Origin of the sequence: uncultured Thiodictyon sp., from assembly GCF_903946935.1 — a bacterium.
GTDB lineage: Bacteria > Pseudomonadota > Gammaproteobacteria > Chromatiales > Chromatiaceae > Thiodictyon.
On record NZ_CAJAXH010000245.1, the window covers coordinates 1 to 22,951 of the forward strand.

21 protein-coding genes are annotated in these 22,951 nt (G+C 68.1%); 16 read left to right on the forward strand and 5 right to left on the reverse strand.

The window, feature by feature from the left end; all coding sequences use genetic code 11:
* Window positions 1–312: 312 nt before the first annotated feature.
* The 4 genes from QZX93_RS21515 (at window position 313) to QZX93_RS21530 (ending at window position 6,094) form a co-directional block, all read left to right on the forward strand.
* Complete coding sequence (locus tag QZX93_RS21515) at window positions 313–1,287, forward strand: MoxR family ATPase (protein ID WP_295393645.1); 975 nt, start codon at window positions 313–315, stop codon at window positions 1,285–1,287.
* 262 nt (window positions 1,288–1,549) lie between these two features.
* Window positions 1,550–4,363, forward strand: coding sequence for a formylglycine-generating enzyme family protein (locus QZX93_RS21520; RefSeq protein ID WP_295393649.1), 2,814 nt, complete (start codon window positions 1,550–1,552; stop codon window positions 4,361–4,363).
* Window positions 4,364–4,524: 161 nt separating this feature from the next.
* Window positions 4,525–5,085, forward strand: a complete 561-nt coding sequence (locus QZX93_RS21525; RefSeq protein WP_295393653.1) for a transposase — start codon at window positions 4,525–4,527, stop codon at window positions 5,083–5,085.
* 145 nt (window positions 5,086–5,230) lie between these two features.
* On the forward strand, window positions 5,231–6,094 hold the full coding sequence (locus QZX93_RS21530) for a formylglycine-generating enzyme family protein (RefSeq protein ID WP_295393657.1): 864 nt from the start codon (window positions 5,231–5,233) through the stop codon (window positions 6,092–6,094).
* Between the two features lie 219 nt (window positions 6,095–6,313).
* On the opposite strand, the gene QZX93_RS21535 is transcribed toward QZX93_RS21530, so the two are convergent.
* Window positions 6,314–6,955, reverse strand: a complete 642-nt coding sequence (locus QZX93_RS21535; RefSeq protein WP_295393660.1) for a DUF3782 domain-containing protein — start codon at window positions 6,953–6,955, stop codon at window positions 6,314–6,316.
* A gap of 605 nt (window positions 6,956–7,560) precedes the next feature.
* On the opposite strand from QZX93_RS21535, the gene nifV reads away from it, so the two are divergent.
* The 6 genes from nifV (at window position 7,561) to clpX (ending at window position 12,451) form a co-directional block, all read left to right on the forward strand.
* Complete coding sequence (nifV, locus tag QZX93_RS21540; protein ID WP_295393173.1) at window positions 7,561–8,712, forward strand: homocitrate synthase; 1,152 nt, start codon at window positions 7,561–7,563, stop codon at window positions 8,710–8,712.
* A gap of 31 nt (window positions 8,713–8,743) precedes the next feature.
* Window positions 8,744–9,286 carry a hypothetical protein gene (locus QZX93_RS21545; RefSeq protein WP_295393174.1) on the forward strand — a complete coding sequence of 181 codons (543 nt, stop codon included), beginning with the start codon at window positions 8,744–8,746 and terminating at the stop codon, window positions 9,284–9,286.
* Between the two features lie 65 nt (window positions 9,287–9,351).
* Window positions 9,352–9,696, forward strand: a complete 345-nt coding sequence (locus QZX93_RS21550; RefSeq protein ID WP_295393175.1) for a nitrogenase-stabilizing/protective protein NifW — start codon at window positions 9,352–9,354, stop codon at window positions 9,694–9,696.
* Window positions 9,680–10,129 carry a nitrogen fixation protein NifZ gene (locus QZX93_RS21555; RefSeq protein WP_295393188.1) on the forward strand — a complete coding sequence of 150 codons (450 nt, stop codon included), beginning with the start codon at window positions 9,680–9,682 and terminating at the stop codon, window positions 10,127–10,129. The genes QZX93_RS21550 and QZX93_RS21555 overlap by 17 nt, the downstream gene beginning before the upstream one ends.
* Before the next feature lie 109 nt (window positions 10,130–10,238).
* Window positions 10,239–11,174 carry a nitrogen fixation protein NifM gene (nifM, locus tag QZX93_RS21560; RefSeq protein WP_295393176.1) on the forward strand — a complete coding sequence of 312 codons (936 nt, stop codon included), beginning with the start codon at window positions 10,239–10,241 and terminating at the stop codon, window positions 11,172–11,174.
* A complete protein-coding gene (gene clpX, locus QZX93_RS21565) occupies window positions 11,171–12,451 on the forward strand; it encodes an ATP-dependent Clp protease ATP-binding subunit ClpX (protein WP_295393177.1) in 1,281 nt (426 codons plus the stop codon). The genes nifM and clpX overlap by 4 nt, the downstream gene beginning before the upstream one ends.
* A 95-nt stretch (window positions 12,452–12,546) precedes the next feature.
* On the opposite strand, the gene QZX93_RS21570 is transcribed toward clpX, so the two are convergent.
* From QZX93_RS21570 to QZX93_RS21585, 4 genes are all read right to left on the reverse strand, one after another.
* Window positions 12,547–13,224, reverse strand: coding sequence for a hypothetical protein (locus QZX93_RS21570; RefSeq protein ID WP_295393178.1), 678 nt, complete (start codon window positions 13,222–13,224; stop codon window positions 12,547–12,549).
* 17 nt (window positions 13,225–13,241) lie between these two features.
* Window positions 13,242–14,315: a sensor domain-containing diguanylate cyclase gene (locus tag QZX93_RS21575; RefSeq protein ID WP_295393179.1), complete on the reverse strand. Its 1,074-nt coding sequence runs from the start codon at window positions 14,313–14,315 to the stop codon at window positions 13,242–13,244.
* Window positions 14,316–14,343: 28 nt separating this feature from the next.
* A complete protein-coding gene (locus tag QZX93_RS21580) occupies window positions 14,344–14,904 on the reverse strand; it encodes a carboxymuconolactone decarboxylase family protein (RefSeq protein ID WP_295393180.1) in 561 nt (186 codons plus the stop codon).
* Window positions 14,905–15,020: 116 nt separating this feature from the next.
* A complete protein-coding gene (locus QZX93_RS21585; RefSeq protein ID WP_295393181.1) occupies window positions 15,021–15,428 on the reverse strand; it encodes a YchJ family protein in 408 nt (135 codons plus the stop codon).
* Between the two features lie 117 nt (window positions 15,429–15,545).
* Between QZX93_RS21585 and cysM the strand changes: the two genes are divergently transcribed.
* The 6 genes from cysM (at window position 15,546) to QZX93_RS21615 (ending at window position 22,662) form a co-directional block, all read left to right on the forward strand.
* Window positions 15,546–16,457: a cysteine synthase CysM gene (cysM, locus tag QZX93_RS21590; RefSeq protein WP_295393182.1), complete on the forward strand. Its 912-nt coding sequence runs from the start codon at window positions 15,546–15,548 to the stop codon at window positions 16,455–16,457.
* Window positions 16,458–16,638: 181 nt separating this feature from the next.
* Window positions 16,639–17,970 carry a 23S rRNA (uracil(1939)-C(5))-methyltransferase RlmD gene (gene rlmD / locus QZX93_RS21595; protein ID WP_295393183.1) on the forward strand — a complete coding sequence of 444 codons (1,332 nt, stop codon included), beginning with the start codon at window positions 16,639–16,641 and terminating at the stop codon, window positions 17,968–17,970.
* 3 nt (window positions 17,971–17,973) lie between these two features.
* Window positions 17,974–18,441, forward strand: coding sequence for a CYTH domain-containing protein (locus QZX93_RS21600; protein WP_295393184.1), 468 nt, complete (start codon window positions 17,974–17,976; stop codon window positions 18,439–18,441).
* Window positions 18,442–18,586: 145 nt separating this feature from the next.
* Window positions 18,587–18,832: a DUF433 domain-containing protein gene (locus QZX93_RS21605; protein WP_295393185.1), complete on the forward strand. Its 246-nt coding sequence runs from the start codon at window positions 18,587–18,589 to the stop codon at window positions 18,830–18,832.
* Entirely contained in the window at window positions 18,829–19,200 is a 372-nt protein-coding gene (locus QZX93_RS21610; RefSeq protein WP_295393186.1) for a DUF5615 family PIN-like protein, read from the forward strand. The genes QZX93_RS21605 and QZX93_RS21610 overlap by 4 nt, the downstream gene beginning before the upstream one ends.
* Window positions 19,201–19,461: 261 nt before the next feature.
* On the forward strand, window positions 19,462–22,662 hold the full coding sequence (locus QZX93_RS21615; protein WP_295393187.1) for a TIR domain-containing protein: 3,201 nt from the start codon (window positions 19,462–19,464) through the stop codon (window positions 22,660–22,662).
* Window positions 22,663–22,951: the final 289 nt, after the last annotated feature.

Consider the following 22,951-nt stretch of genomic DNA (forward strand, 5'->3'; position numbering starts at 1 on the left):
ACCTCACGAAGGTTCACGCACGGGGCCTCGGACAGTAAGGGGACCGACGTGCTTTATACCCGGGCCACCTGGCGTTGTCCAGTGTTGCGGACAACCGCCGGTTGCAACAGAGAGTCCTGGCTAGAACGGTTCCGCCCTGCGGGCGATCCACGCACGCATCCCGCAGATCCATCTGTTCGTTATCGTCGGGCCGGCACAGGAGACGGGGAGTATCTTTCTGCTGCCCGCCAGCGAGCTGGCCGCCAACATCCGCGAATGTCTTCAAGACTTCGGCAGCCTTGGACAGCCCGCCCTTACCGACGAGGTCCCGCAATGATCTCCGACATCCGCATCGACCAGCCGATCAAGCTCCCGCGCTGCGGCACCTGGCCCGCCTCGGTCCACCTGTTCGACCAGCCCAGCGCCGATGCCGTGCTTGCCGCCCTGGCCGCGGAGCGACCGCTCCTGGTGCGCGGTGAGCCCGGCGTCGGCAAGAGCCAGTTGGCCCGCGCCGCCGCCCAGGTCCTGGGCCGGCTCTTTGTCGGGAGCGTGGTGCATTCACGCAGCGAGGCGCAGGACCTCCAGTGGGAATACGACGCGGTGGCCCGCTTGGGCGAGGCCCAGGTCCTGGCCTCGGTGCCGTCCGCTCTGACGCCCCATGAACGACTCGACCCCCGCCGTTATCTGATCCCCGGCCCGCTCTGGTGGGTCTTCGACTGGGAGTCCGCCCGCGTCCAGTCCGCCCACCACAGCCTCTGCAAGTCCAGCCCCCCGGCCGCCCCGGACGGCTGGCAACCGGCACAGGGCAGCGTGCTGCTCATCGACGAAATCGACAAGGCCGAGGCCGATCTGCCCAACAGCCTGCTGGAAACCCTGGGCAACGGCGCCTTCCCGGTGCCCTGGCTGGCCGAACCGGTGGGTCTGCACCCGGGTTGCCCGCCGCCCCTGGTGGTCATCACCACCAACGAGGAGCGCGAACTCCCGGCCGCCTTCCTGCGCCGCTGCATGGTACACAAGCTCCAGTTGCCCGCCGAGCCGGCAGAGCTTGCGGCCTGCCTGGTGCGGCGCGGCGGCGAGCACTTTGGTGCCGACTGCACCGCGGCGGTGCGGACCCTGGTGGCCGAGCAACTGATTCAGGACCGCACCCGCGCCCGCGACCTGGGCCGCCCCGCCCCCGGCCAAGCCGAATACCTGGACATCCTGCGCGCCCTGGTCAACGCCCGCGGGCCGGACGAGGTCGGGCAGCGGGCGCTGTTCACGCGGATCGCCCGGTTTGCATTGGACAAGAGCGGGGGTGCCAATTCATGATCTTGGACGGCGGATCGGTCACGCCAAGACGCCAAGGCGCCAAGGGGACTTCTCGCTCCCACGCTCCAGCGTGGGAGCAAGTGCGGGCGCTCCGGCGTCCCGATCCGGCCGACCGCACCGCTCTCGTGACACCGCTCCAGAGGTGTCACGCCGGTGTCAGGCGCTCTGCGCCGGGAGGGCCGACGGCCGGAGTTATGGTCAACGCCCCGCCGTGGATGCGGACGCCAAGGCTGAAGCCTTGGACTCCAGAGGACCCCCGCGCATGAACCGCGCAGCCCTCGGCCGCGCCGACCTCATCCGCTGGGCAGATAGCCTGGACGAGGACCGGCTATGCCGCCTGGCGGAGGGTTTGGGCTTCAAGGAATCACCCATCACCGAGAGGGGTGGGGCCCGCGAGGTGTTGGTGGAGCGCGCCGGAATCAGCGCGGCCGTAGACGGCACCGTGGTCCAACCAGGCGCCCCCCGCCACCGCCACTACCGCCTCACCGAGCGCCGCCCCCTGGCCCCGCCGCTCCCGCCCCCGCCCCCGGACCCGCTGCCGCCCGAAGCCCCGGTTGAACCCCTGGCCGCCCCGCCCTCGCTGGTCCCCTGGCCGCGCCTCTGGCCCTTCCTGCGTGCCGCGCTGGGCGAGCACGCCGAGCGGCGCCGACTCGACCTGCCCCGGGCGGTCGCCGCCGTCGCCCGCGCCCGGCCGCTGCGCCGCCTGCCGCGGCTCAAGGGGTTGCGCTGGGCGCCCCGCGGTCAGCTTATCCTTGACCTGCACCAGCGCCTGTATCCCTTCTGGGGCGACTTCAATGCCCTGAAGGATGCACTCCCGCGCCTGCGCGGCACCGCCGGCCTGGACATCCTGCGCATGGACGAAGGTCCCGCCGGCCCGGTGCAGCCCTGGGACGGCCGCGCCTGGGGTCCGCCCCGGCCTTATGATCCGCCCCCCGCCGACACCCCGATCCTGATCGCCGGCGACCTGGGCTGTCTGGACACCCCGGGCCAACGCGCGGCCTGGGTCGCCTTCGGCCGCCGACTCGCGGCCGGCGGCCTGGCACCGGTCGCCCTCACCCCCTGCCCGGCGCGCTGGTGGAACCCGGCCCTGGCCGGGCTCTTCTACCCGGTGGTCCTGGACCGCACCGCCGCCATGCCGCCCCGGCCGAGCGGCCCGCGCCCCTGGCCGAGCGAGCCGATCGACCCGCTCGCCGCGATCCGCCACGACCCCGGCGCACTGCACCTGCTGACCCTGCTCAGTGCCTGCATTGCCATCAGCCCGGCCCTGTTGCGGCACCTGCGCCACCGCCTGCCGGTGGGGCTCGCGGACGTCGGCAGCGAGGCTGCTGCCTGGCTCCACCCCGCGTTCGTGCCCGGGGACTTCGCCCTGCTGCCGGGGGACCCGGTGCAGATCGAACGCTTGCGGGAGTCGTTCGGTAGCACCGGCGATGAGGGCCAGCGGGAGCTCGCCTGGGCGCTGATCCGCGCCCAGCAGGAAACCGGCGCCAGCCAGGCCGAGCGCATTGAGGAGCGCGTGCTCTTCGCCGCCATGCAGGGCCGCACCGACCCCGCGGCCGAGGCCTTCCTCGACCGGGTGGCGCAGGCCCTGGTCCAGGGGCGCGACGCCGAGGAGCGCACACGTTTCCTCGGCGCCTGGGTCCACCGCCGTGCCGCCCGCATGCACCCCGGCGCCTGGACCCATAGTCCCAGGTCCGAGGCACTGTGGCTGCTGGCCAACCCGCGGGCCGAGACGGTCGGCGCGATGCTGCCCGCCGGGTTCGACATCCACCGGGCACTGGCCACTCGCGAGCGGTCGGAGTCGTTCCAATTCTGGCGCCTCGTTCAGCGGGGCGAGTGGCTCGAGGTTGAGGATTGGTTCAAGCCCGATTCCCCGTTGCGCAGTGGCAGCACGGTCGTGGGGCAGTTCCCGACCCGTCTGCCGGTCGCCCAGGTCCGCGAAAATCGAGTCGGGGCGCAGGATCAGAGTCTGGCCCTGGATGTGGGTGCGGTCTTGCCGTTGGATCAAGCCGGTTGGCGGCTGCGGACCGATCAGGAGGAACTGGTCATCGAGCCCTTCGATCGACCCGCCTGGGCTCATACCCTGGGACGGGACAAGGACGGGCTATTCGTCGGCTTCAATGATGGCCGCGGGGACCGGCGGGCCTATTGGTGCAATCCCGGGCGGGGCCACCCGGAGTGGTTGGGGTCTAAACTCGATCCGCGGCGCGCCTACTATCTGGCGCTGGATATTCAGAACGGTTTCTTCCTCGACGAAGCGCAATTCAGAACCCCGGGAGCGGAGGGTCTTTATCCGGCGCATTTCCGCGACTCGATCAAGATCGACGACCACGGGGTCCGTGGCGAGATCCCAATCAAGGGTATCGCGGTCGGCTTCCGCTGGATCTTGCCCGGCCGTTTCCTCATGGGCTCGCCCGCGGATGAACACGAACGGCGCGACAACGAACGCCAACACGAGGTCATTCTCACCCGCGGCTTCTGGCTCGCGGAAACCGCCTGCACCCAGGCCCTCTGGCAGGCGTTGATGGGCGAGAATCCGAGTCAGTTCAAGGGTGAACGAAGACCGGTGGAAAGCGTCAGTTGGGATGGCGTGCAGCGGTTCATCGAACGGCTGAACGGCGCGGTGCCGGGGCTCGCCGCGCGGCTGCCGACTGAGGCGCAATGGGAGTACGCTTGCCGTGCCGGGACCACCACGCCCTTCTCATTTGGCGAGGACATCGACCCGGGGCAGGCCAACTACGACGGCAACTATCCCTACCGCGGCGACCAGAAGGGGCTGTATCGCGAACAGACGGTGGACGTGGCCAGTTTGCCACCGAATCCCTGGGGTTTCTATGAGATGCACGGCAACGTCTGGGAATGGTGTCAGGACTGGTATGGCGAATACCCGGCCGATCCGCTGACCGACCCTCGCGGTCCTGCTACGGGCGTGTCGCGTGTCCTGCGCGGCGGTGGCTGGTTCCGCGACGGTCGCTCCCTGCGCTGCGCGACCCGCGGCCACTTCGATCCCGGCTCCCGCCGCCAGAATTCCGGTTTCCGGCTCGTCCTAGGTCCCCAGTCCAGGCCGGAAACCCCGTAGGGTCCGCTGTGCGGACCATCCCCCCGGCCTATCGGCGCCAACGTGGGACATCGTCGACCCGTTGTCCGTTCGGTTCGCGCAGCGGACCCTACGGACCATCGCCGGGCGAAAAATCCCGACTACAATGAAATCCCATCATCCCCGACCATGAGGCCCTGCACATGTCTGACTGGCGCCGTGTCTTCGAGCCTGGGGGGACCTATGCCTTCACCCTGGTCGCTGAAGGTCGCGCACCGATCTTTTCCGATCCCAGGGGCCGGGCCATCTTGCGCGGGGTGCTGCGCGACTGTCGGCGCCAATGGCCGTTTGAGGTCGTCGCGCTCGTGCTGTTGCCTGATCACCTGCATGCCTTGTGGCGCCTGCCGCAGCGCGACGCGGCCTATCCGCGGCGCCTGGGTTGGGCCAAGAAAGAATTCACCAAGGCTTGGTTGGCTGGCGGCGGGGCCGAGCAACCGGTGTCCGCGTCGCGTCAGCGCCATCGGCGCCGGGGCGTCTGGCAGCGCAAGTTCTGGGAGCATGCCCTGCGCGACGACGATGACCTGCGCGAGCACCTGGATTACATCCATTACAATCCGGTGAAGCATGGATATGTGCGGTGCGCGCGCGACTGGCCTTGGTCGTCATTCCACCGGTATGTGCGCGCCGGGGCCTATACCGAGGATTGGGGGTGTGCGCAGATGGGTGCCCTTGGCATTCTGGATCGGTTTGGGGAGCCGGGATGATTGAGCGGGCGATGGTCCGCGCAGCGGACCCTACGACGAGGTCGCAATCTGTAGGGTCCGCTATGCGGACCAGCGGCCTTGCAGGCAGCGACATGGCCGGGATGATGATCAAGGTCCGCGCAGCGGACCCTACGGGGCGGCGGTCATGAGCGCGCCGCCCCGCCCGCAACCCGAGCGCTTCCCCGCCCCTTGGGCCAGCGACTGGGGCGAAGACCCTTGCGGGCTCTGGCAGGCGTTGACCTACCTTGGCGTGCGCCAAGGGTTCCGCTGGATACCCCCGGGGCGCTTTCAGATGGGCTCGCCGCAGGGGGAGCACGCCCGGGACGATGACGAGCGGCAGCATGAGGTCATCCTCACCCGCGGCTGCTGGCTCGCCGAGACCGCCTGCACGCAAGCCCTGTGGCAGGCGGTGATGGGCGAGAATCCAAGCCATTTCAAAGGCGAGCAACGCCCCGTTGAACAGGTCAGTTGGCACGATGTACAGCCGTTCATCGACCGGCTGAACGGTCTGGCCCCCGGCTTGGCCGCACGCCTGCCGACCGAGGCCGAATGGGAATATGCCTGCCGCGCGGGGACCACCACGCCTTTCTCTTGCGGGGAGGACATCGACCCGGGGCAGGCGAACTACGACGGCAACTATCCCTACCGCGGGGAGAAGAAGGGGCTGTATCGCGAACAGACGGTGGATGTGGCCAGCTTGCCCGCCAATCCTTGGGGCCTCTACGAGATGCACGGCAATGTCTGGGAGTGGTGTCAGGACTGGTTTGGTGAGTACCCGAGCAGTTCGGTTAGCGATCCTGTCGGTCCCGCATCGGGCGGGAGGCGTGTGCGGCGCGGCGGTAGCTGGTTCTCCGACGGTCGCTACCTGCGGTGCGCTTACCGCTCCCACCTCGATCCCGGCAACCGCTTCCAGGGTGCCGGTTTCCGGCTCGTCCTAGGTCCCCAGCCCCGGCTGGAAGAGGCAGGCCGGGAGCGGGGCCGGACTGCCCGCGTAGGGAGCGAGCGGTAGCGAGCGGAAGGCGCGGGCGGTCGGGTCCCGCGGGGGGGCGGCGCACCATTCAACCCAAAGCCGACGGTTACTCGCGCGAAGCCGCGAAGAACGCGAAGAAGAATAATAAAGTAGGTGTCCTGTGTCGTTCGCCTGGCGGCAGCCCAGGATATTGACGATAACGCATCGAAATCACTTCGCGTTCTTCGCGGCTTCGCGTGAGATCTGTTCTTTCTAGGTTCAATAGCCCCGCGGCTGAAACCCCTCGGGGACATCCAGTGTGAAGACCTGATCCTGAATGCGCGCCACATAGAAGCCCTCGCGCAGGACCCGCTCGCGCAGCGCGGGCGTGAGGTCCACTGCCGCCAGGATGCCGTACAGCCGTTTGTCGCGGTGCTCGGGGAGGAACTCGCGAAACCGTTGGAGCAGGTCGCGCAACTGGGTAATCCCCTCTTCGCGCAGGTGGCTCTTCACTTCGACCACATAGGCCGCGTTGACCGGGCCGTTGGCGTAGGCCAGCACGTCGATCTCCAGGTGTCGGCCCCCCTTGGTGACGCGCACGCTGGGGCTTACGACCTCCATGCCGAAGCGTTCGCGCAGCAGTCGCTCCATGGAGGGTAAGGCCAGCCCCTCGGTAAAGCTGCCGAACTTTTCACCCAGGCCGCCGATCTGCTTGCCCAGTTCCTTAGTCAGCTTGCCCAGTTCCTTGAGCTGCCGATCGGTTTCCTGCGTTTTGTGCTCGGTTTCCTGCGCCTTGCGCGCGCTCTCCTGCGCCCGGCGCTCCGCTTCCTGCGCCCTGCGCTCCGCCTCCTGTTGTGCCTGCTTTTGCGCCTGCGCCAGTTCGCGCAACAAGGCCCATACCTCCTCGGACGTTGCAGTCATGGTGTGATCGCTCCAGTGATGTCGATGATGCGAGTATAGGGCGATCGGCGGGGGCCGCTGCCGATCCTTGCCGGACGGGGCATTCGTCCCGCCCCGCCGGCGTGTCCACTACGCGATTTGCCCTGGAATGGTGCGTTGCCCGCCCAAGGTTTCTCGATCCCACGTTCCCACGTTCCCGCGTGGGAATGCCGTGCGGGCGCTCCGCGTCCGGTCTTGGCACTGGACGCGGAGCGCCCGCGCTTGCTCCCACGCGGGAGCGTGGGAGCGAGAGGAGCGGGCTAGCCCCGGCTGCCGCTTTGCGACAGGCGCACGGCGGCGGCCCTTTTTCTCGTTCCCACGCTCCAGCGTGGGAATGCCGTGCGGGCGCTCCGCGTCCGGTCTGGCTACTGGACGCGGAGCGCCCGCGCTTGCTCCCACGCGGGAGCGTGGGAGCAAGAGGAGGAGGCCAGCCCCGGCCGCCGCTTTGCGACAGGCGCACGACGGCGGGCCTGTCGCAAATCCGTCAAGGTCGCGTCAGGCGCAGGCTAAATCACTGAGCTGGATGCTCGGAGTCTTATGGCACGCGGTTTGCTAAATACTCACCAAACGGAACCGGAAGCACACCGATGTCAGCCACTCGACCGCTTGTCACCATCAACGATACCACCCTGCGCGACGGCGAACAGTCCGCCGGGGTGGCCTTTTCGCTGGCAGAAAAACTCGCCATTGCGCACGGGCTGGCCGCCATCGGCGTGCCTGAGCTGGAGGTCGGCATCCCGGCCATGGGCGAGGAGGAGCGCGACTCCATCCGCGCCCTGGCGGACCTGGACCTGCCGGTGCGCCTCATGGTGTGGGCGCGGATGATGCCGGCGGATCTCAACCAGTGTCGCGGCCTGGGCGTGGACCTGGTCGACCTGTCGATCCCGGTCTCGGACCAGCAGATCCGCGGCAAGCTGGGGCGCGACCGCGACTGGGTGCTCGCCCAGATCCGCCGCGAGGTGCGCGCCGCGCTGGACCTGGGGTTCTCGGTCTGTGTCGGCGGCGAGGATGCCTCGCGCGCCGACCCCGAGTTTCTGTGGCTGGCGGCCGAGACCGCCCAGGCCGCCGGGGCGATCCGCTTCCGCTTTGCCGATACCATGGGGATGCTGGAGCCGTTTGGGGTCTTCGAGCGCATCGGCGCCCTGCGCAGCCGGGTCGACCTGGATCTGGAGATGCACGCCCATGACGACCTGGGGCTGGCCACCGCCAATACCCTGGCGGCGACCCGCGCCGGGGCGACCCATGTGAATACCACCGTCCATGGGCTCGGCGAGCGCGCCGGCAATGCCGCGCTGGAGGAAGTGGCGATGGCGCTCAAGCACACCCAGGGGGTGGCGACCGGCGTGGACCTGTCGCGCTTCGATGGGCTCTCGCGGCTGGTCGCCCGCGCCTCCGGCAAGCCGGTGGCCTGGCACAAGAGCCTGGTGGGGCAGGGCGCCTTTACCCACGAGGCCGGCATCCATGTGGATGGGCTGCTCAAGGACCCGCTGAATTATCAGGGCATCGATCCCGCCGAGGTGGGCCGCATCCACTCGCTGGTGCTCGGCAAGCACTCGGGCCGACACTCGGTCTGCCAGGTCTATGGGGAGACCCTGCAACTCACCCTGGCCCCGGAGCAGGCGGAGCGGGTCTTGCCCCTGGTGCGGCGCTTCGTCACTCACCATAAGCGCTCCCCGGGTATCGCGGACCTGCGCGGGTTTCTGGTCGAGATCGGCCATCCGGGGGCGGTGCTGCAATGATTCTGGAACGCATGAGCGGAGGGCGGTGACGATGGACCTGCTGGAATTTGACGGCGAGCCCATGTATTTCGATGAGCCGGTGACCCCGGAGGTGGATCGGCTGCTGGTCTATGCCTCGGAGCGCTATGGGGAGCCCGCCGCGGAACACAGCCTGCTGCGCGCCTATTTCCTGGAGCCGGATCATCTCACGGTGCTGGTGGCGCTGTATCGCTATTTCTATTACCGGCGCTGCTATCGCGAGGCCCTGATCACGGCGGAGCGGGCGATCGCACTCGCCGCCGCCCGGTTGAAGCTGCCGGCGCGTTGGCAGGACCTGTCCGAGGCGGACCTGGGCGCTTCGGTGTTGGTGTCGATGACCCTGACGCGCTTTCTGCTTCTGACCCTGAAGGGTGCCGGCTATCTGTTGCTGCGCCTGGGTGAGCCGGTGGCGGCCCTGGAACGCTTTGACAAGATCGCCGAGATCGACACCAGCGACCGGCTCGGCATCAAGGAGCTGCGCGTACTGGCCCAAGGGGCCGTGACCGAGGCCGCCGTGGCGCGTGTCGGCGGCAATATCAGCTTCATCGGCCGCTAGGGCGCGATGAGTTTACGAACCGCACCTTACAGCCTATTCACTATCCACTGTCCCCGGAGGCCATCATGACGAACGACGATTTCGAATCGGACCTGGCGGAGTTGTCCAGCGCGGAGGACTTCCTGGACTATTTCAATATCGACTACGATCCCAAGATCGTGCAGGTGAATCGGCTGCATATCCTGCAACGCTTCCACGATTACCTGGCGCAGGTCGATGCGCTGCCGGAGGGGGCCGAGGCGCTATGGGCGCTGCATGCGCAGCGCCTGGCGGCGGCCTATCAGGACTTTGTGGTCTCGGATGCGCGCACCGAGAAGGTCTTTCGGGTCTTTCATATGCACGAGCCCAAGACGGCCAGCGTCCCATTGAGCGACTTGCTTGGGCAGATTCCCCGTGCGGCCGGCATTTGAGTTTGGCGCCGAGGTCCGCGTCCTGCGCAATGTGCGCAACGACGGCACCTATCCGGGGATGGCCACCGGCACGCTGCTGCTGCGGCGCGGTAGCGTCGGCTTTGTGCGCGACGTGGGGACCTTCCTCCAGGACCAGATCATCTATTCGGTCCATTTCCTGGACGAAGATCGGGTGGTGGGCTGCCGGGAGGAGGAATTGCAGCCCGCCAGCGACCCCTGGGTGCCCAGCCGTTTCGAGTTTCGCGACCGGGTGACGGCCCGTATCCCTTTGGGTATGCAGGGCAAGGTGGTGGTGGAGCGGGGCGCCGAGGGTGAGGTCCTGAAGGTGATCCGCGATGCCCCAGGCGGGGTTGCCTATCATGTCTGGTTCGAGGGACCGAATCCGCTCCAGGTGCCGGAGTCGGCACTGGATGGGGTGGGTGTGGATGACTGACGCGGCCGCTCTGCGCGCTCTCGTGACACCGCTCAAGCGGTGTCACGCCTGTGTTTGGCGCTCTGCGCCTTAAAGACTCGATCATGCACCGCTAGCCAGGATGAACACCATGGGCCAATCAGACAGCATTGCGATATCGACCGATCCAATAACCGACCGGCCCGAATTTCGCTATCACCTGTTGCGTGCCGCCGGTGAGCGCTTTAAGGCAGGCCTGGCGGACTTGGCAGCGGATCGGTTGGCCGAGGTGACTCAACTGGCGCGGCGGACCTTTGAGTTGGAGTGCCTGGTCTTGGGCTCCAAGGAGGCGCGCGACCTGCTCATTCCCGCCACCCGGGTCGAGGCCGCGGTCGCCGAACTGCGTGGGCGCTATGCCGATGCGGCCGAGTTCGCCGCCGACCTGCAACTCAATGGGCTGGACCTGGCAACCCTGCGGCTGGCCCTGCGCCGTGAGTTGATGTTCGATGGGGCGATGCAGCGGGTGGCCGCTGGCGCGGTGGCAGTCACCGAGTTGGATGAACGCCTGTTCTATGAGGTCCACCCGGAGCGCTTCAGCGTCCCGGAGCGGCGCACCGCCAGTCACCTGCTGATCACGGTGAACGACGACTTTGCCGAGAACCGGCGCGACGCCGCCCTGGCGCGGATCGAGCAATTCGCCGAGCGCCTGCAGGGGCCCCCGGGCGGTCGCGACCAGCGCTTTGCGGCCCTGGCGCGCGAGCACTCCGAGTGCCCGACGGCCATCGAGGGTGGGCGGCTGGGGGAGGTGGTCCCAGGTCAGTTGTTCCCGGCCCTAGACGCGGCGCTGTTTGCCCTGGCGCCGGGTGAGATCGGCGGCCCGGTGGAGTCCGAAATGGGCTTCCACCTGCTCCTCTGCGAGCGCGTCCAGCCGGCGCGCTCCATTCCATTCGCTGAGATCCAGCCCCAGATCCGCCAATTGTTGCAGGAGCGCGCTGGGCGCCGCAGTCAGCAGGCGTGGATCGGCGCGTTGCGGCAACGTCCGGCCATGTCGGCCGGTGCGACCCAAATCGAGGAGGCGGCGGCATGACTCATACACTCCATACCTGTTCATTCTGCGGCGCGGCCCAGGGGGTCGACACCCCGCTCATCGCCGGGATCGACGGCCATATCTGCGAGGCCTGTGTCGCCCTGGCCCATCAGGTGGTGACCAGTTGGGGGCGTTGCCGCGCGCTCAACGGACCCCACAAGCCCCCGCCAAAACCGCAGGAGATCAAGGACCAACTCGACCGCTATGTGATCGGTCAGGAGTCGGCCAAGGAATGCCTGGCGGTGGCCGTTCACAACCATTTCAAGCGGCTGGCGGTGGAGTCCAAGAATCCGCGGCGGGCCCTGGATGACAGCGAACGGGTGGAGATCGACAAGTCCAATATCCTGTTGCTTGGACCCTCCGGGACCGGCAAGACCCTGTTGGCCGCCACCTTGGCGCGCATCGTCGGCGTGCCCTTTGTGATTGCGGATGCCACCACCCTGACCCAGGCCGGCTATGTGGGCGATGACGTGGAGGGCATCATCGCCCGCCTGCTGGATGCGGCCGGCGGCAATAAGGACCTGGCCGAATGGGGCATCGTCTATATCGATGAGATCGACAAGCTGGCGCGGGCGGGTGAGAACAGCCATGGCACCCGCGATGTCTCAGGCGAGGGTGTGCAACAGGCCCTGCTCAAACTGGTGGAGGGCACCCAGGTCAAGATCAATCTCAAGGGCCGCAAGGAGTCTGCCGAGTCGCCGATCATCGATACCCGCAATATACTCTTTATGGTCGGCGGGGCCTTCGCCGGGTTGGAGCGCGTGCTGCGCCGACGCTTGGAGCCGGGTCCGGCGGGTATCGGTTTTCATTCTGAAATGACCGCCAAGGCCGACCCGCAGGCCGCCGCGCGCATCTATGACGAGACCCAGCCGGACGACCTGCGTCAGTTCGGTCTGATCCCTGAGTTCATCGGCCGATTTCCGGTGGTGGTGGCCCTGCATGACCTCGACGAGGCGGCCCTGGTGCGTATCCTCACCGAGCCCCGGAATGCCCTGGTGCGGCAATACCAGCAGTTGTTCTTATTCGAGGGGGCGACACTCGAATTCTCCCCCGAGGCCCTGATTGCCATCGCCCGCAAGGCCATCGCCCGCGGCACCGGGGCGCGGGGGCTGCGCAGTGTGCTGGAGGGGCTGTTGCAGCGGCCCATGTTTACCCTGCCGTCGATGAGCGGCGTGAGCGGCTGTGTGGTCGATGAATCGGTGGTGAATGGGGAGCAGCCGGTGCAGTGGCAATATTCGCCGCCAGCACCGGAGGCGCTGGCGGCCGCTGGCGGCTGAACGGTCACGGTTTGCCACATTCGTCGCGGCCGGGGGCCGCTCCTACGCCGTAGGAGCCCCGGCCGCGACCGGTTGCCGCAATGGCGGCGATCCAATCAGTAGGCCATGCAGGCGCCGGTTAGCCGCTCGATCTCCGCTTCAAACGGCTCGGTCACACCCTCATAGGTTCCGAACTTCTCCCTGGTATTTTGGGGATTAAGAAAGGCGAGGCGGTAGGCCCGCTTGAAATAGTCGTAACGGATAGTGACCGGACGGCTGCCCGGGCAGTCTGGATAATGACGATGTCTGGTGTGGGTCTCGGTCTTGCACTTGCCGTCATGGCACTCTTTTTCAGTCTCTTGTTTGCTGCAGTATCCGTACGTGGTGCATGATTCAGTCGTGTAGCTTTCGTGCGGCCGCCCCTGGGGTATATCAGTCCAGTTGCCGACGATATTGGCCGACAGACCGTGCGTCACCCCGACGATGCGGATTTCATTACGGGTCAATTCGCCGGCATGCAACTGGAGGGCGATCTGGTCGGTACCGTTGCCGATTTCGAGCCGCGGCGCACAGTTGTTATCGACCGGTGTGATGACTAGCCGGCCGGGTGCGATCAAGAGCTTCTGCGTCTTGGTGGACAGGTAGAACGGCTTGCCGCCCTTGGTCTGAACCCGCCCGCTGGGGTGCCAGGCGCCTTGGGTGGGATCGCAGGCGCAGCCAGACAGTAGCGTGACTGAGCAGAGCAGGGCGAGCGACGACAGTGCAGTGGATCGCATGACGAATGGCGTGGGCACGAATCGGTCTCCGGTGGTCATTTGAGTCGGATGGTTTCATTGTCCGGCTGTCGGGCGGCGGTGACCCGGTTGCGCCCGTTGGCCTTTGAGCGATAGAGCGCCTGGTCGGCCAATTGGATCAGGGCATCCGTGTGAGTGTCTGCCCCCGCGGCGGTGCTGGCCGTTCCCAGGCTGATCGTCACAACGATGTCTCCCGGCACTTCACCCGCAATGGCGAACGCCGTCTCGGAGATGGCACTGTGCAACCGTTCGGCCGCTTGTGCGAGTTCCTGTGCCGTGCATGGGTAAAGCACCGCCAGGAATTCCTCGCCGCCGTAACGCCCGAGGCTGTCGTCGGCACGCGTCTGCGCCTGGAGCCGGCGCGCCACTTCGCGCAGCACCTCATCGCCGACGCCGTGGCCGTAGCTGTCATTGATAAGCTTGAAAAAATCAATGTCAGCGATGATCAAGCCCAGCGGCAGCCCGGATCGTCTGGTGGCCGCGAGGGCACTGGTAAGCCGTTCGATGACGCTGCCACGGTTCAGCAGGCCGGTGAGGTCGTCGTAGGTGGCTTTATCCATGAGCGCCTGCATCGCCTTTTGACGCAACAAGATACCAGAGATGCGGTCGGTCAGATGCCCGCCGAAGATGCGGATGAACTTTTGATCCATGTCGCTGAACGCCTCATGGCGCGCTGCGGCGCTCAACAGACCGATGCAGCGTCCGGCGCCGACCACGGGCAAGACGATAATCTCGCTGATGGCCGGCGCGGCCAGGTGCTCGGGCGGGGCGACTGCATAGTCCGGTTCGGGCATCGACACGCGTTCTGGGCGTTGCCGCTCCCAATGATAGGCGTCCCATGGGGAGAGCGCCTGCTCGGTTGCTACCTGGGCCGCGCCGCGCGCACCGTCGATCACCAGGTGGCCGCCGTCGTTCTCGACCACCAGGCGCCAGGCGGCGACATTGGCGAAGTATTTCCATTGCGCCGCGGCCTGCCGGGCGATCTCGGCGATGTTGTCAACCGTCTGGATGTCATCGAGTAGATGGAACAATGCCTCATAGCGCACCAGTTGCTGTGCCGCACGCTTCGTCCAATGAATGCCGCCGCTCATGGGGGGGCCTCGCAAGCCGATTCGGGTGTCACAGGATGGCGCGGTACTCCGGGTCGAGGTCGAGTCGTAGTGTACTGGTGTAGATATTGAACATGGAGGCCATATCGATCACCGCGATAATTTCGTAGATCTCCTCCCGGCTGAAGCCTTCATCCATGAGTTCCTCGAAGTCGGCGTCCGTGACTGCGTTGGCATGGCGGGCCACCTTGTCGGCGCACCGCACGACACTGCGGTAGCTGGCGGGCAACTGGAAGTCGGCACTGCCCTGGAGAAAGCGCTGCAAGTCCTCGAAGGTCAAGGTCTTGTCCAGGCTCAACACACTTTGGGCGTGGCAGGCCGAGCAATAGCGGGCGCCATGCAGGCCGGACACGGCGAAGACGATCATCTCCTTGAGCGGCAGCGGTACCGTCCCGGCAAACAGGGTGCCCCTGGCCCGTTCCCAATAGGCGCGCGTCAGCGCGGCGCTGTGTCCCAGGCTCTTCAACCACACCGGAACCTTGGTGGCCCCGGTGGTGCGCATGAAGTCATCGTAAACGTCACGAGTGGCGGGTGAGGCGTCGGCGTATTCAGTGAGCGAGTAGCGTTGCATGTTCATTGGCTCCTGCAGAATTGAACGACACTGCGGATGTTCCGTGTACCCTTCGACTGGGCGACGCGCGCAGCGCGCGGGGCGAACGGCACTTCTTTCACTTAGCGGCCTTGGGGTCAAGGGGCCGGCTGTAGGTCCCCGTCCACATAATACCAGCGCCCCTGGAAGCGCTTGAAGCGGCTGCGCTCATGCAGCCGGTGGGCGCGCCCGCCGAGCTTGTAGCGGGCGACGAACTCGACCAGCCCGCGCCGATCTGCCGCTCCGCCCGCCTCGGTGGCAACGATCTTGAGCCCGAGCCAACGGACGCTCTCGTCCAGGGCCACGTCCTGCTGCCGGGTGGTCGGGTGCCAGGTGGCGCGCAGGTAGTCTGCCTCGCCCCGGGTGTAGGCGCTGTAGCGTGAACGCATGAGCTGCTCTGCGGTCTGCGGCAGCGCGGTCCCGGCGATCAGGGGGCCGCAGCAGTCCGGGTAGGCACGCGGGCTGCCGCAGGGGCAGGGGTCGGGGATCGGCGCTTTGGTGTTCATGCGGGCATCATGCCTCACCGGGCGCCGGTGTGAAAAGGGTTGCTTCTCGGCTTGGTTGCTTGGCGGCGCTGATGCACAATCGCGGCATCCTCTCCCAGCCGGCCAGTCCGAGCCCTCATGAACCAGAACTCAGCGCCCCCGAACCTGCCCACCATCGAAAGCGCCGTCGGCAACACGCCGCTGGTGCGCTTGCAGCGGTTGCCCGCGGCCTCCGACAACCTGATCCTGGTCAAGCTCGAGGGCAATAATCCCGCGGGCTCGGTGAAGGATCGCCCGGCCCTAAACATGATCCGCTGCGCCCGCGAGCGGGGCCAGATCGCCCCCGGCGACACCCTGATCGAGGCCACCAGCGGCAACACCGGGATCGCGCTCGCCATGGCCGCCGCCATCATGGGCTATCGGATGGTGCTGATCATGCCGGAGCATATGAGCGTGGAGCGCCGCGCGGTGATGCGCAGCTTTGGCGCCGAGATCGTGCTGACGCCACGCGCCGGCAGCATGGAGGCGGCCATTGATCTGGCCAATGCCATGGCGGCGCGCGGTGAGGGGGTGCGGCTCGATCAGTTCGCCAACCCGGACAATCCGGCCGCACATTACGCCTCAACCGGCCCCGAGATCTGGCGCGACACGGCCGGGCGCGTCACCCATTTTGTGAGCGCCATGGGGACCACCGGGACCATCATGGGTACCGGGCGCTATCTCAAGGAGCAAAACGCCGCGGTGCAGATCGTCGGGGTGCAGCCGGCGGAGGGCGGGAACATCCCCGGCATCCGCCGCTGGCCGGCCGCCTATCTGCCGCGGATCTATGACCCCGCGCGGGTGGACCGGATCATCGATGTGTCCCAGTCCCTGGCCGAGCAGACCACCCGCGCCCTCGCCGCGCGCGAGGGCCTCTTCGCCGGGGTCTCCTCCGGCGGGGCGGTGGCGGCGGCGCTGCAACTCGCCGGTGAGGTCAGTGCCGCGGTGATCGTCGTGATCGCCTGCGACCGGGGGGACCGCTACCTGTCGACCGGGGTCTTTCCGGATTGACGCGGCGCAAATGAAAATTTTTCGTCCGCAAATGAACGCCAATAAACGCAAATGAAGAAAAGGCTGGAGGCCCGGTAGGTTCCAGTGGGGCCGCGTGCCGACGCCGACGGAAAACCGTATTTGCGTTCTTTGGCGTTTATTTGCGGACATCCATTCTTTTAGGTTTCTCAGGAATAGTCACTTGTCAAAACGAAAGCCCAAACCGCTCCCGCCCGAGATCGAGGTCGAGATCGAGGGCCTGACCCATGAGGGCCGGGGTCTCACCCACTTCGACGGCAAGGCGACCTTTGTCGACTATGCCCTGCCCGGGGAGCGGGTGCGGATGCGCTACACCCGCCTCCAGCGCAGCTTCGATGAGGGCGTGGCGGTGGCGGTGCTGCGCGCCTCGCCGGACCGGGTGGCGCCGCGCTGCCCGCACTTCGGCATCTGTGGCGGGTGCAACCTTCAACACCTGGACCCGGCCGCCCAGATTCGCGTCAAGCAGGAGACGCTCGCCGATGTGTTCACCCGCATCGGCCATGTCAGCCCCGCGGCCTGGCTGCCGCCGCTCGTCGCCGGTCACTGGGGCTACCGCCGCAAGGCGCGCCTGGGGGTGCGGCATGTGGTCAAGAAGGGCCGCACCCTGGTCGGCTTTCGCGAGCGCGGCACGCCCTATCTGGCCGACCTGCGCCGCTGCGAGGTGCTGCATCCACTGGTGGGCGAGCGCCTCGTGGTCCTGGCAGAGGCGATCGATACCTTGAGCATCCGCGACCAGGTGCCGCAGATCGAGGTGGCGATGGGGGATGGCCCCTGCGTGCTGGTGTTCCGCGTGATGGCCCCGCCGAGCGCGGCGGACCTGGAGGTCTTGCAGGGGCTGGCGGACGAGCATGGCTTCCATTGCTATCTCCAGGAGGGCGGGGTGGAGACCATCCGGGCCCTGCCGGGCCATGAGGTGGAACTGCATTACGACCTGCCCAAATACGGCCTGCGCATGGTGTTCGCGCCGACCGAATTCACCCAGGTGAACCTGGAACTCAACCGGCTGATGCTGGATCAGGCCCTGGACCTGCTCGACCCGCAACCGGACGAGCGGGTGCTGGATCTGTTCTGTGGGCTGGGCAACTTCAGCCTGCCGCTGGCGCGCCGCGCCGGTGAGGTGGTGGGCGTCGAGGCCGAGGCGGGGCTCATCGCGCGGGCCACGGCCAATGCCCAGCGTAACGGCATCGCCAACGCCCGCTTCGAGACGGCGAATCTCTATGCCGACCTCACCGACCAGCCGTGGATGCGCGGGCAGTATCACAAGGTTCTGCTCGACCCGCCGCGCACCGGCGCCCTGGAGGTCCTGGACTGGCTGCCGCGCCTGGGGGTGCAGCAGATCTGCTATGTGTCCTGTCATCCCAGCACGCTGGCGCGCGACGCCGACCGGCTGGTCAATGCCTTGGGTTATCGGCTGGTCAGCGCCGGGGTGATGGACATGTTCCCGCATACGGCGCATGTGGAGTCGATGGCACTCTTCGAACGCGTGCCGGGGTGAATCATGGCACTGGAGATCGAGCGCAAGTTCCTGGTCAAGAACGACGCCTGGCGCGGTGCGGTGGAGTGCGAGTGGCGCATCCTCCAGGGCTATCTGGCGACCAGCGGTGATCTCACGGTGCGGGTGCGGCTGCGCGGCGACGACGCCTTTCTCACCATCAAGGGACCGCCGCGCGGCCCGGTGCGCAGCGAGTTCGAATACGCCATCCCGCCGGAGGATGGCGAGGCCATGCTGCGCGAACTCGCCATCCTGCCGCTGATCGACAAGACGCGCTACCGGGTCCCCTGCGGTGCCCATTATTGGGACCTGGACGTCTTTGCCGGCGACAATGCCGGCCTGGTGTTGGCCGAGATCGAGCTCAAGCGGGAGCACGAACCCTTCGAGCATCCCGCGTGGGCGGGGCTGGAGGTCACCGGCGATCTGCGTTACTCCAACGCCAATCTGGCGCGGCGGCCGTTTAAGGAGTGGTGAGTCTGAGTCCGCTCTCGTCACACCGCTTTGCGGTGTGACGCCTGTCTCCGGCGCTCCGCGCTGAAGCCCGAGCACTGCCAACAAAATCTTCCGCATCCGCGGATAGGATGGAACAAGCCAGGAGTCACTTATGAGTCCAAGCGCCATGCACCAAGATGAACTGCTGCAACGCATAACCACCCGCCCCGATGTGTTCGGCGGCAAGCCCATTATCCGCGACCTGCGTATTTCGGTTGAGTTGGTCTTGAGTCTCTTGGCTCAAGGCGAGTCCTATGACGAGATCCTCGACGATTATCCCGGAATGGACCAAGCCGATATCAATGCGTGTCTCGCCTATGCCCATGCGGTCATTGCCCATGACCGCATCGATCGCATCGCGGTTGCCGGGTGAAGTTTCTGGTTGACCGCTGTGCCGGGCGCCGTCTCGCGCAATGGCTGCGCGGGCAAGGCCACGACGTGCGTGAGGCGACCGAGGTCAGTCCCGACCCTGGGGACCAAGCGCTGTTGCGTTGGGCGGTCCGCGAGGGGCGTGTGCTCGTCACCGTCGACAGCGATTTTGGACTTCTGGTCTTCCTGCGCGCCGCACCCCACACCGGGATCGTGCGCCTGCCGGATGTCCCGGCCAGCCAACGCATCGCTTTGATGGCACAACTGATCGAACGCTATGCAACCGATCTTGCCGACGGGGCCATCCTCACCGTCGGGACGGAGCGCGTGCGCGTTTCGCGAACGCCACGCATCCGACCCTCTTCTGAGTGACCGGGGGATAGCCGATGGTCGGCGAGGTTGCTCTCGTCACACCGCTACGCGGTGTGACGCATGTGTCAGGCGCTCTGCGCCGAAGCCCGAGCGCTCCCAATAGAGTGGAGCGAGCCGTGCGGATCTTCGCCGCCGCGCGCCGGGCACGCATCCCGCCTTGCACGCAACTGCCCGCGCGCTACACTGTCTGCTCCCCACACAACCGCAGCGGTAGGTCCGGGTAGGCGCACGCCCACGACCACCAGCGCCACAGGGCCGGACATGGATACAGCACCGCGGGTCTTCGTCAGCTACAGCCACGACTCCGACGCCCACCGGGAGCGGGTCCTCGCCCTGTCCGAGCGGCTGCGCGGGGACGGCATCGCGACCGAGCTCGACCAGTACGTCAACGGCGCCCCGCCCGAGGGCTGGCCGCGCTGGATGCTGGACGGCCTGGACGCATCGGACCGGGTCCTCCTGATCTGCACGCCCACCTACTATCGCCGCTTCCGCGGCCACGAGGCGCCCGGCAAGGGTAAAGGCGTGGACTGGGAAGGGGCCATCGTCACGCAGGCGATCTACGACGCGCGCAGTCGTACCACCCGCTTCATCCCGGTCCTGTTCGATCCCGGCGCTGCCGGCTCCATCCCGGAGCCGGTCCGCGGGCACACCCACTACTGCCTGACCTCCGAGGCCGCCTACCGCGACCTGTACGACGCGCTCCTCGACCAGGCGGGTGTCGAGCCCGGCGAGTTGGGCACGCTCAAGCCCAAGGCGCGCCGGCGGGGCGAGCCGCTGCGACTCCCGGACCCCGCGGCCACCGCCGACCCGAGCCCCGATCCCGTGGCCCCGCCCGACATCGACCTCTCCCACCTCCCCGCCGGCGCCCCCCACTTCCTCGGCCGCGAGTCGGAGCTGGCCGCCCTCGACGCCGCCTGGTGCGACGGCGCCGGCGGGTCCGGGTGCGCCCACACCGCTATCGTCGAGCTGGTCGCCCCCGGCGGCACCGGCAAGACTGCGCTGGTGCGCCATTGGCTCGCCGGACTCGCCGCCCGGGACTGGCCCGGCGCGGCGCGGGTCTATGCCTGGTCCTTCTACAGCCAGGGTACCGCCGAGGACCGCCAGGCGACCGAGGACCACTTCCTCGCCGCCGCCGTCGCGCGCTTCGCCGTCCCCGTCGCCCCCTCCGCCAACCCCGCCGACAAGGGCCAGGCGCTCGCCGAGACCCTGGTACGCCGGCGCACCCTGCTCCTGCTCGACGGCTGTGAGCCCCTGCAATATCCGCCCGGCCCCCTGGCCGGGGAGCTGCGTACACCCGGGCTCAAGTCCCTGCTCGGACACCTGGCGAGCGCCGGGCGGCCGGGGCTGTGCGTGCTCACCACCCGCGAGCCCATCCGCACCCTCGACGCCTGGGTGCGCCGCCGCGACCGCCCCGCCGGCACCTGTCTGCGTCTGGACCTGGGGAGCTTAAGCGACGCCGACGGCGCCCGGCTGCTCCACGCATTGGGCGCCGACCGCGCCGGGTCCACGGCCTTAGGTCCCGACGACCCGGAGCTGTGCGCCGCCAGCCGCGCGGTCCGCGGCCATGCCCTGACCCTGAGCCTGCTCGGCAACTATCTGCGGCTCGCCTACGCGGGCGACATCCGCGCCCGCGACCGGGCGGACCTGGGGGCGGCGAGCGCCGCCGCCGGCGGTCACGCCCACCGCGCCGTCGCCGCCTACGAACGCTGGTTCGAGCGCTCCGCCCCGGGGGCGGGCGAGTCCGGCGCCCAGGCGCTCGCCGCACTGCGACTGCTCGGGTACTTCGACCGCCCGGCGAGCGTTGAGAACCTCGCCGCCTTGCGCGCCGCACCGCCCATCCCGGGGCTCACCGAGGCACTGTTCGCGCGCCCGGGCGCGGCCGCGGATGGGAGCGCCGACGTTCCGTCGGCCACGGCGCGCAGCGCCGTCGGGGCCTTTGGGTTTGCTCAAAGGATCTGGCGATCGCTCCGGCATCGCGCGCCGCCTGGCGGCGGCGGGCCGGCTGAAAGCCGACGCTCCCAGGGTTGGGAACCGATCGGGGACACCCAGTGGCGCATCGCGCTCAAGCGTCTGGAAGAGGCCGGCCTGATCGCCCCGCCCGACCCGGCCAACGCCTCCCCAGAGGGCACCCTGGACGCCCATCCGCTGGTGCGCGAATACCTGGCCGACGCCATCGCCGCCCGCAGCCCCGATGCCTGGCGCGAGGGCCACCGGCGCCTCTACGCCCGGCTCGCGGCTTCCGCCCCCCACCGCCCCGAGGGCCTGGACGGGCTCCAGCCGCTCTACCAGGCGGTGGCCCACGGGTGCCGGGCCGGGCTGTGGCAGGAGGTCTGCGACGGGGTCTATATCGACCGCATCCTGCGCGGGACGGGGCACGACGGCGCCTACAGTGTCAGGAAGCTCGGCGCCTTCGGTGCCGACCTGGGTGCGGTCGCCTGTTTCTTCGCCGAGCCCTGGACCCGCCCGGTCCCGGCACTGGCCGAGGGCGCACGGGGCTGGCTGCTCCACGAGGCCGCCTTCCGTCTGCGCGCACTGGGCCGACTCGCGGAGGCACTGGAGCCCATGCGGGCCGGGGCGCAGATGTACGTGGAGCGCGAGGAATGGAAATACGCGGCCCGCGTCTACGGAAACTTAAGCGAGCTGCTGCTGACCCTGGGCCGGGTCGCGGAGTCGGCGGCGGACGCCGAGCGCTCGGTGGGGTATGCGGATCGCTGCGGCGATGCCTTCTGGCGCATGGCCAGTCGCGCCGCCCTGGCGGACGCACTGCACCAGCGCGGCGAGATCGGGCAGGCGCGCTTGGGCTTCGCCGAGGCCGAGACGATGCAGGCGGAGCTTCAGCCCCAGTACCAGCTCCTCTACTCGCTCCAGGGTTTCCGGTATGGCGACCTGCTCCTGGCCGCGGCCGAGCGGGCGGCCTGGGTGTTTGCGGCGGGGGACGCCGGGGGCGCCGGGGACCGGGCCTCCGAGGCATTGGCGGACTGCGAGGCCGTGGCGCGGCGGGCGGGGCAGACGCTTGAGTGGGAAGAGGGAATGCCGGGTGCGCCGCTTCTGGACTTCGCCCTCCACCACCTCACCCTCGCGCGCGCTGCACTCTACGCCGACCGGCTCCAGGGCCGGCCCCCGGGCCCCGAGGCCCAAGCCCAGACCGAGCAGGCCGTCGGCGGTCTGCGCGCCGCCGGCGCCCAGGAGTTCGTCGTCTGCGGCCTACTCACCCGCGCCTGGCTGCGCGGAGCCCTTGGCGACCCCGCGGGCGCCCGCACCGATCTCGCGCAGGTGCAGGAGATCGCCAGCCGCGGCGCCATGCAGCTCCATCTCGCCGACTGCGCCCTGCACCGCGCCCGGCTCTTCCGCGACCGCCAAGCCCTGGCCCAGGCCCGCCGCCTGATCGAGTCCTGCCACTACGGCCGCCGCCTGCCGGAGCTCGCCGACGCGGAAGCTGCCGCCAAGGACTGGCCGCCCTGATCCCCGGGAGCGCCGACAGCCTGTCGGCGACGGCGCAAAGCGCCGTTGGACGCTCAGCGAACACAAACCACTTTGCCCTTGACCGCGCAACCGCGAACCGCCGGCGGCGGTTGGCCGACAGGCTGTCGGCGCTCCCAGGTGCGCGCTGGGTGGGAGCGGCTTTACCGTGAAAGTCGCCGTAAGCCGATGTCTGTGAAGTAGGTTTCACGCGAAAACCACGAGCGGGCGCAGGAGCGCCCCGTTAGCCTGAAAGACTTTCATGGTCAGGGGTGGCAGGCCCCCCTTCCAT

Bases quoted from the DNA above. Each gene is read 5' to 3' on its own strand.
- QZX93_RS21575 (WP_295393179.1), bottom strand. From the start codon at position 14,315: ATGAGCGGCGGCATTCATTGGACGAAGCGTGCGGCACAGCAACTGGTG.
- clpX (WP_295393177.1), top strand. From the start codon at position 11,171: ATGACTCATACACTCCATACCTGTTCATTCTGCGGCGCGGCCCAGGGG.
- QZX93_RS21615 (WP_295393187.1), top strand. From the start codon at position 19,462: ATGGATACAGCACCGCGGGTCTTCGTCAGCTACAGCCACGACTCCGAC.
- QZX93_RS21520 (WP_295393649.1), top strand. From the start codon at position 1,550: ATGAACCGCGCAGCCCTCGGCCGCGCCGACCTCATCCGCTGGGCAGAT.
- nifV (WP_295393173.1), top strand. From the start codon at position 7,561: ATGTCAGCCACTCGACCGCTTGTCACCATCAACGATACCACCCTGCGC.
- QZX93_RS21545 (WP_295393174.1), top strand. From the start codon at position 8,744: ATGGACCTGCTGGAATTTGACGGCGAGCCCATGTATTTCGATGAGCCG.
- QZX93_RS21550 (WP_295393175.1), top strand. From the start codon at position 9,352: ATGACGAACGACGATTTCGAATCGGACCTGGCGGAGTTGTCCAGCGCG.
- cysM (WP_295393182.1), top strand. From the start codon at position 15,546: ATGAACCAGAACTCAGCGCCCCCGAACCTGCCCACCATCGAAAGCGCC.
- QZX93_RS21580 (WP_295393180.1), bottom strand. From the start codon at position 14,904: ATGCAACGCTACTCGCTCACTGAATACGCCGACGCCTCACCCGCCACT.
- QZX93_RS21585 (WP_295393181.1), bottom strand. From the start codon at position 15,428: ATGAACACCAAAGCGCCGATCCCCGACCCCTGCCCCTGCGGCAGCCCG.
- QZX93_RS21600 (WP_295393184.1), top strand. From the start codon at position 17,974: ATGGCACTGGAGATCGAGCGCAAGTTCCTGGTCAAGAACGACGCCTGG.
- QZX93_RS21525 (WP_295393653.1), top strand. From the start codon at position 4,525: ATGTCTGACTGGCGCCGTGTCTTCGAGCCTGGGGGGACCTATGCCTTC.
- QZX93_RS21535 (WP_295393660.1), bottom strand. From the start codon at position 6,955: ATGACTGCAACGTCCGAGGAGGTATGGGCCTTGTTGCGCGAACTGGCG.
- QZX93_RS21530 (WP_295393657.1), top strand. From the start codon at position 5,231: ATGAGCGCGCCGCCCCGCCCGCAACCCGAGCGCTTCCCCGCCCCTTGG.
- QZX93_RS21605 (WP_295393185.1), top strand. From the start codon at position 18,587: ATGCACCAAGATGAACTGCTGCAACGCATAACCACCCGCCCCGATGTG.
- nifM (WP_295393176.1), top strand. From the start codon at position 10,239: ATGGGCCAATCAGACAGCATTGCGATATCGACCGATCCAATAACCGAC.
- QZX93_RS21515 (WP_295393645.1), top strand. From the start codon at position 313: ATGATCTCCGACATCCGCATCGACCAGCCGATCAAGCTCCCGCGCTGC.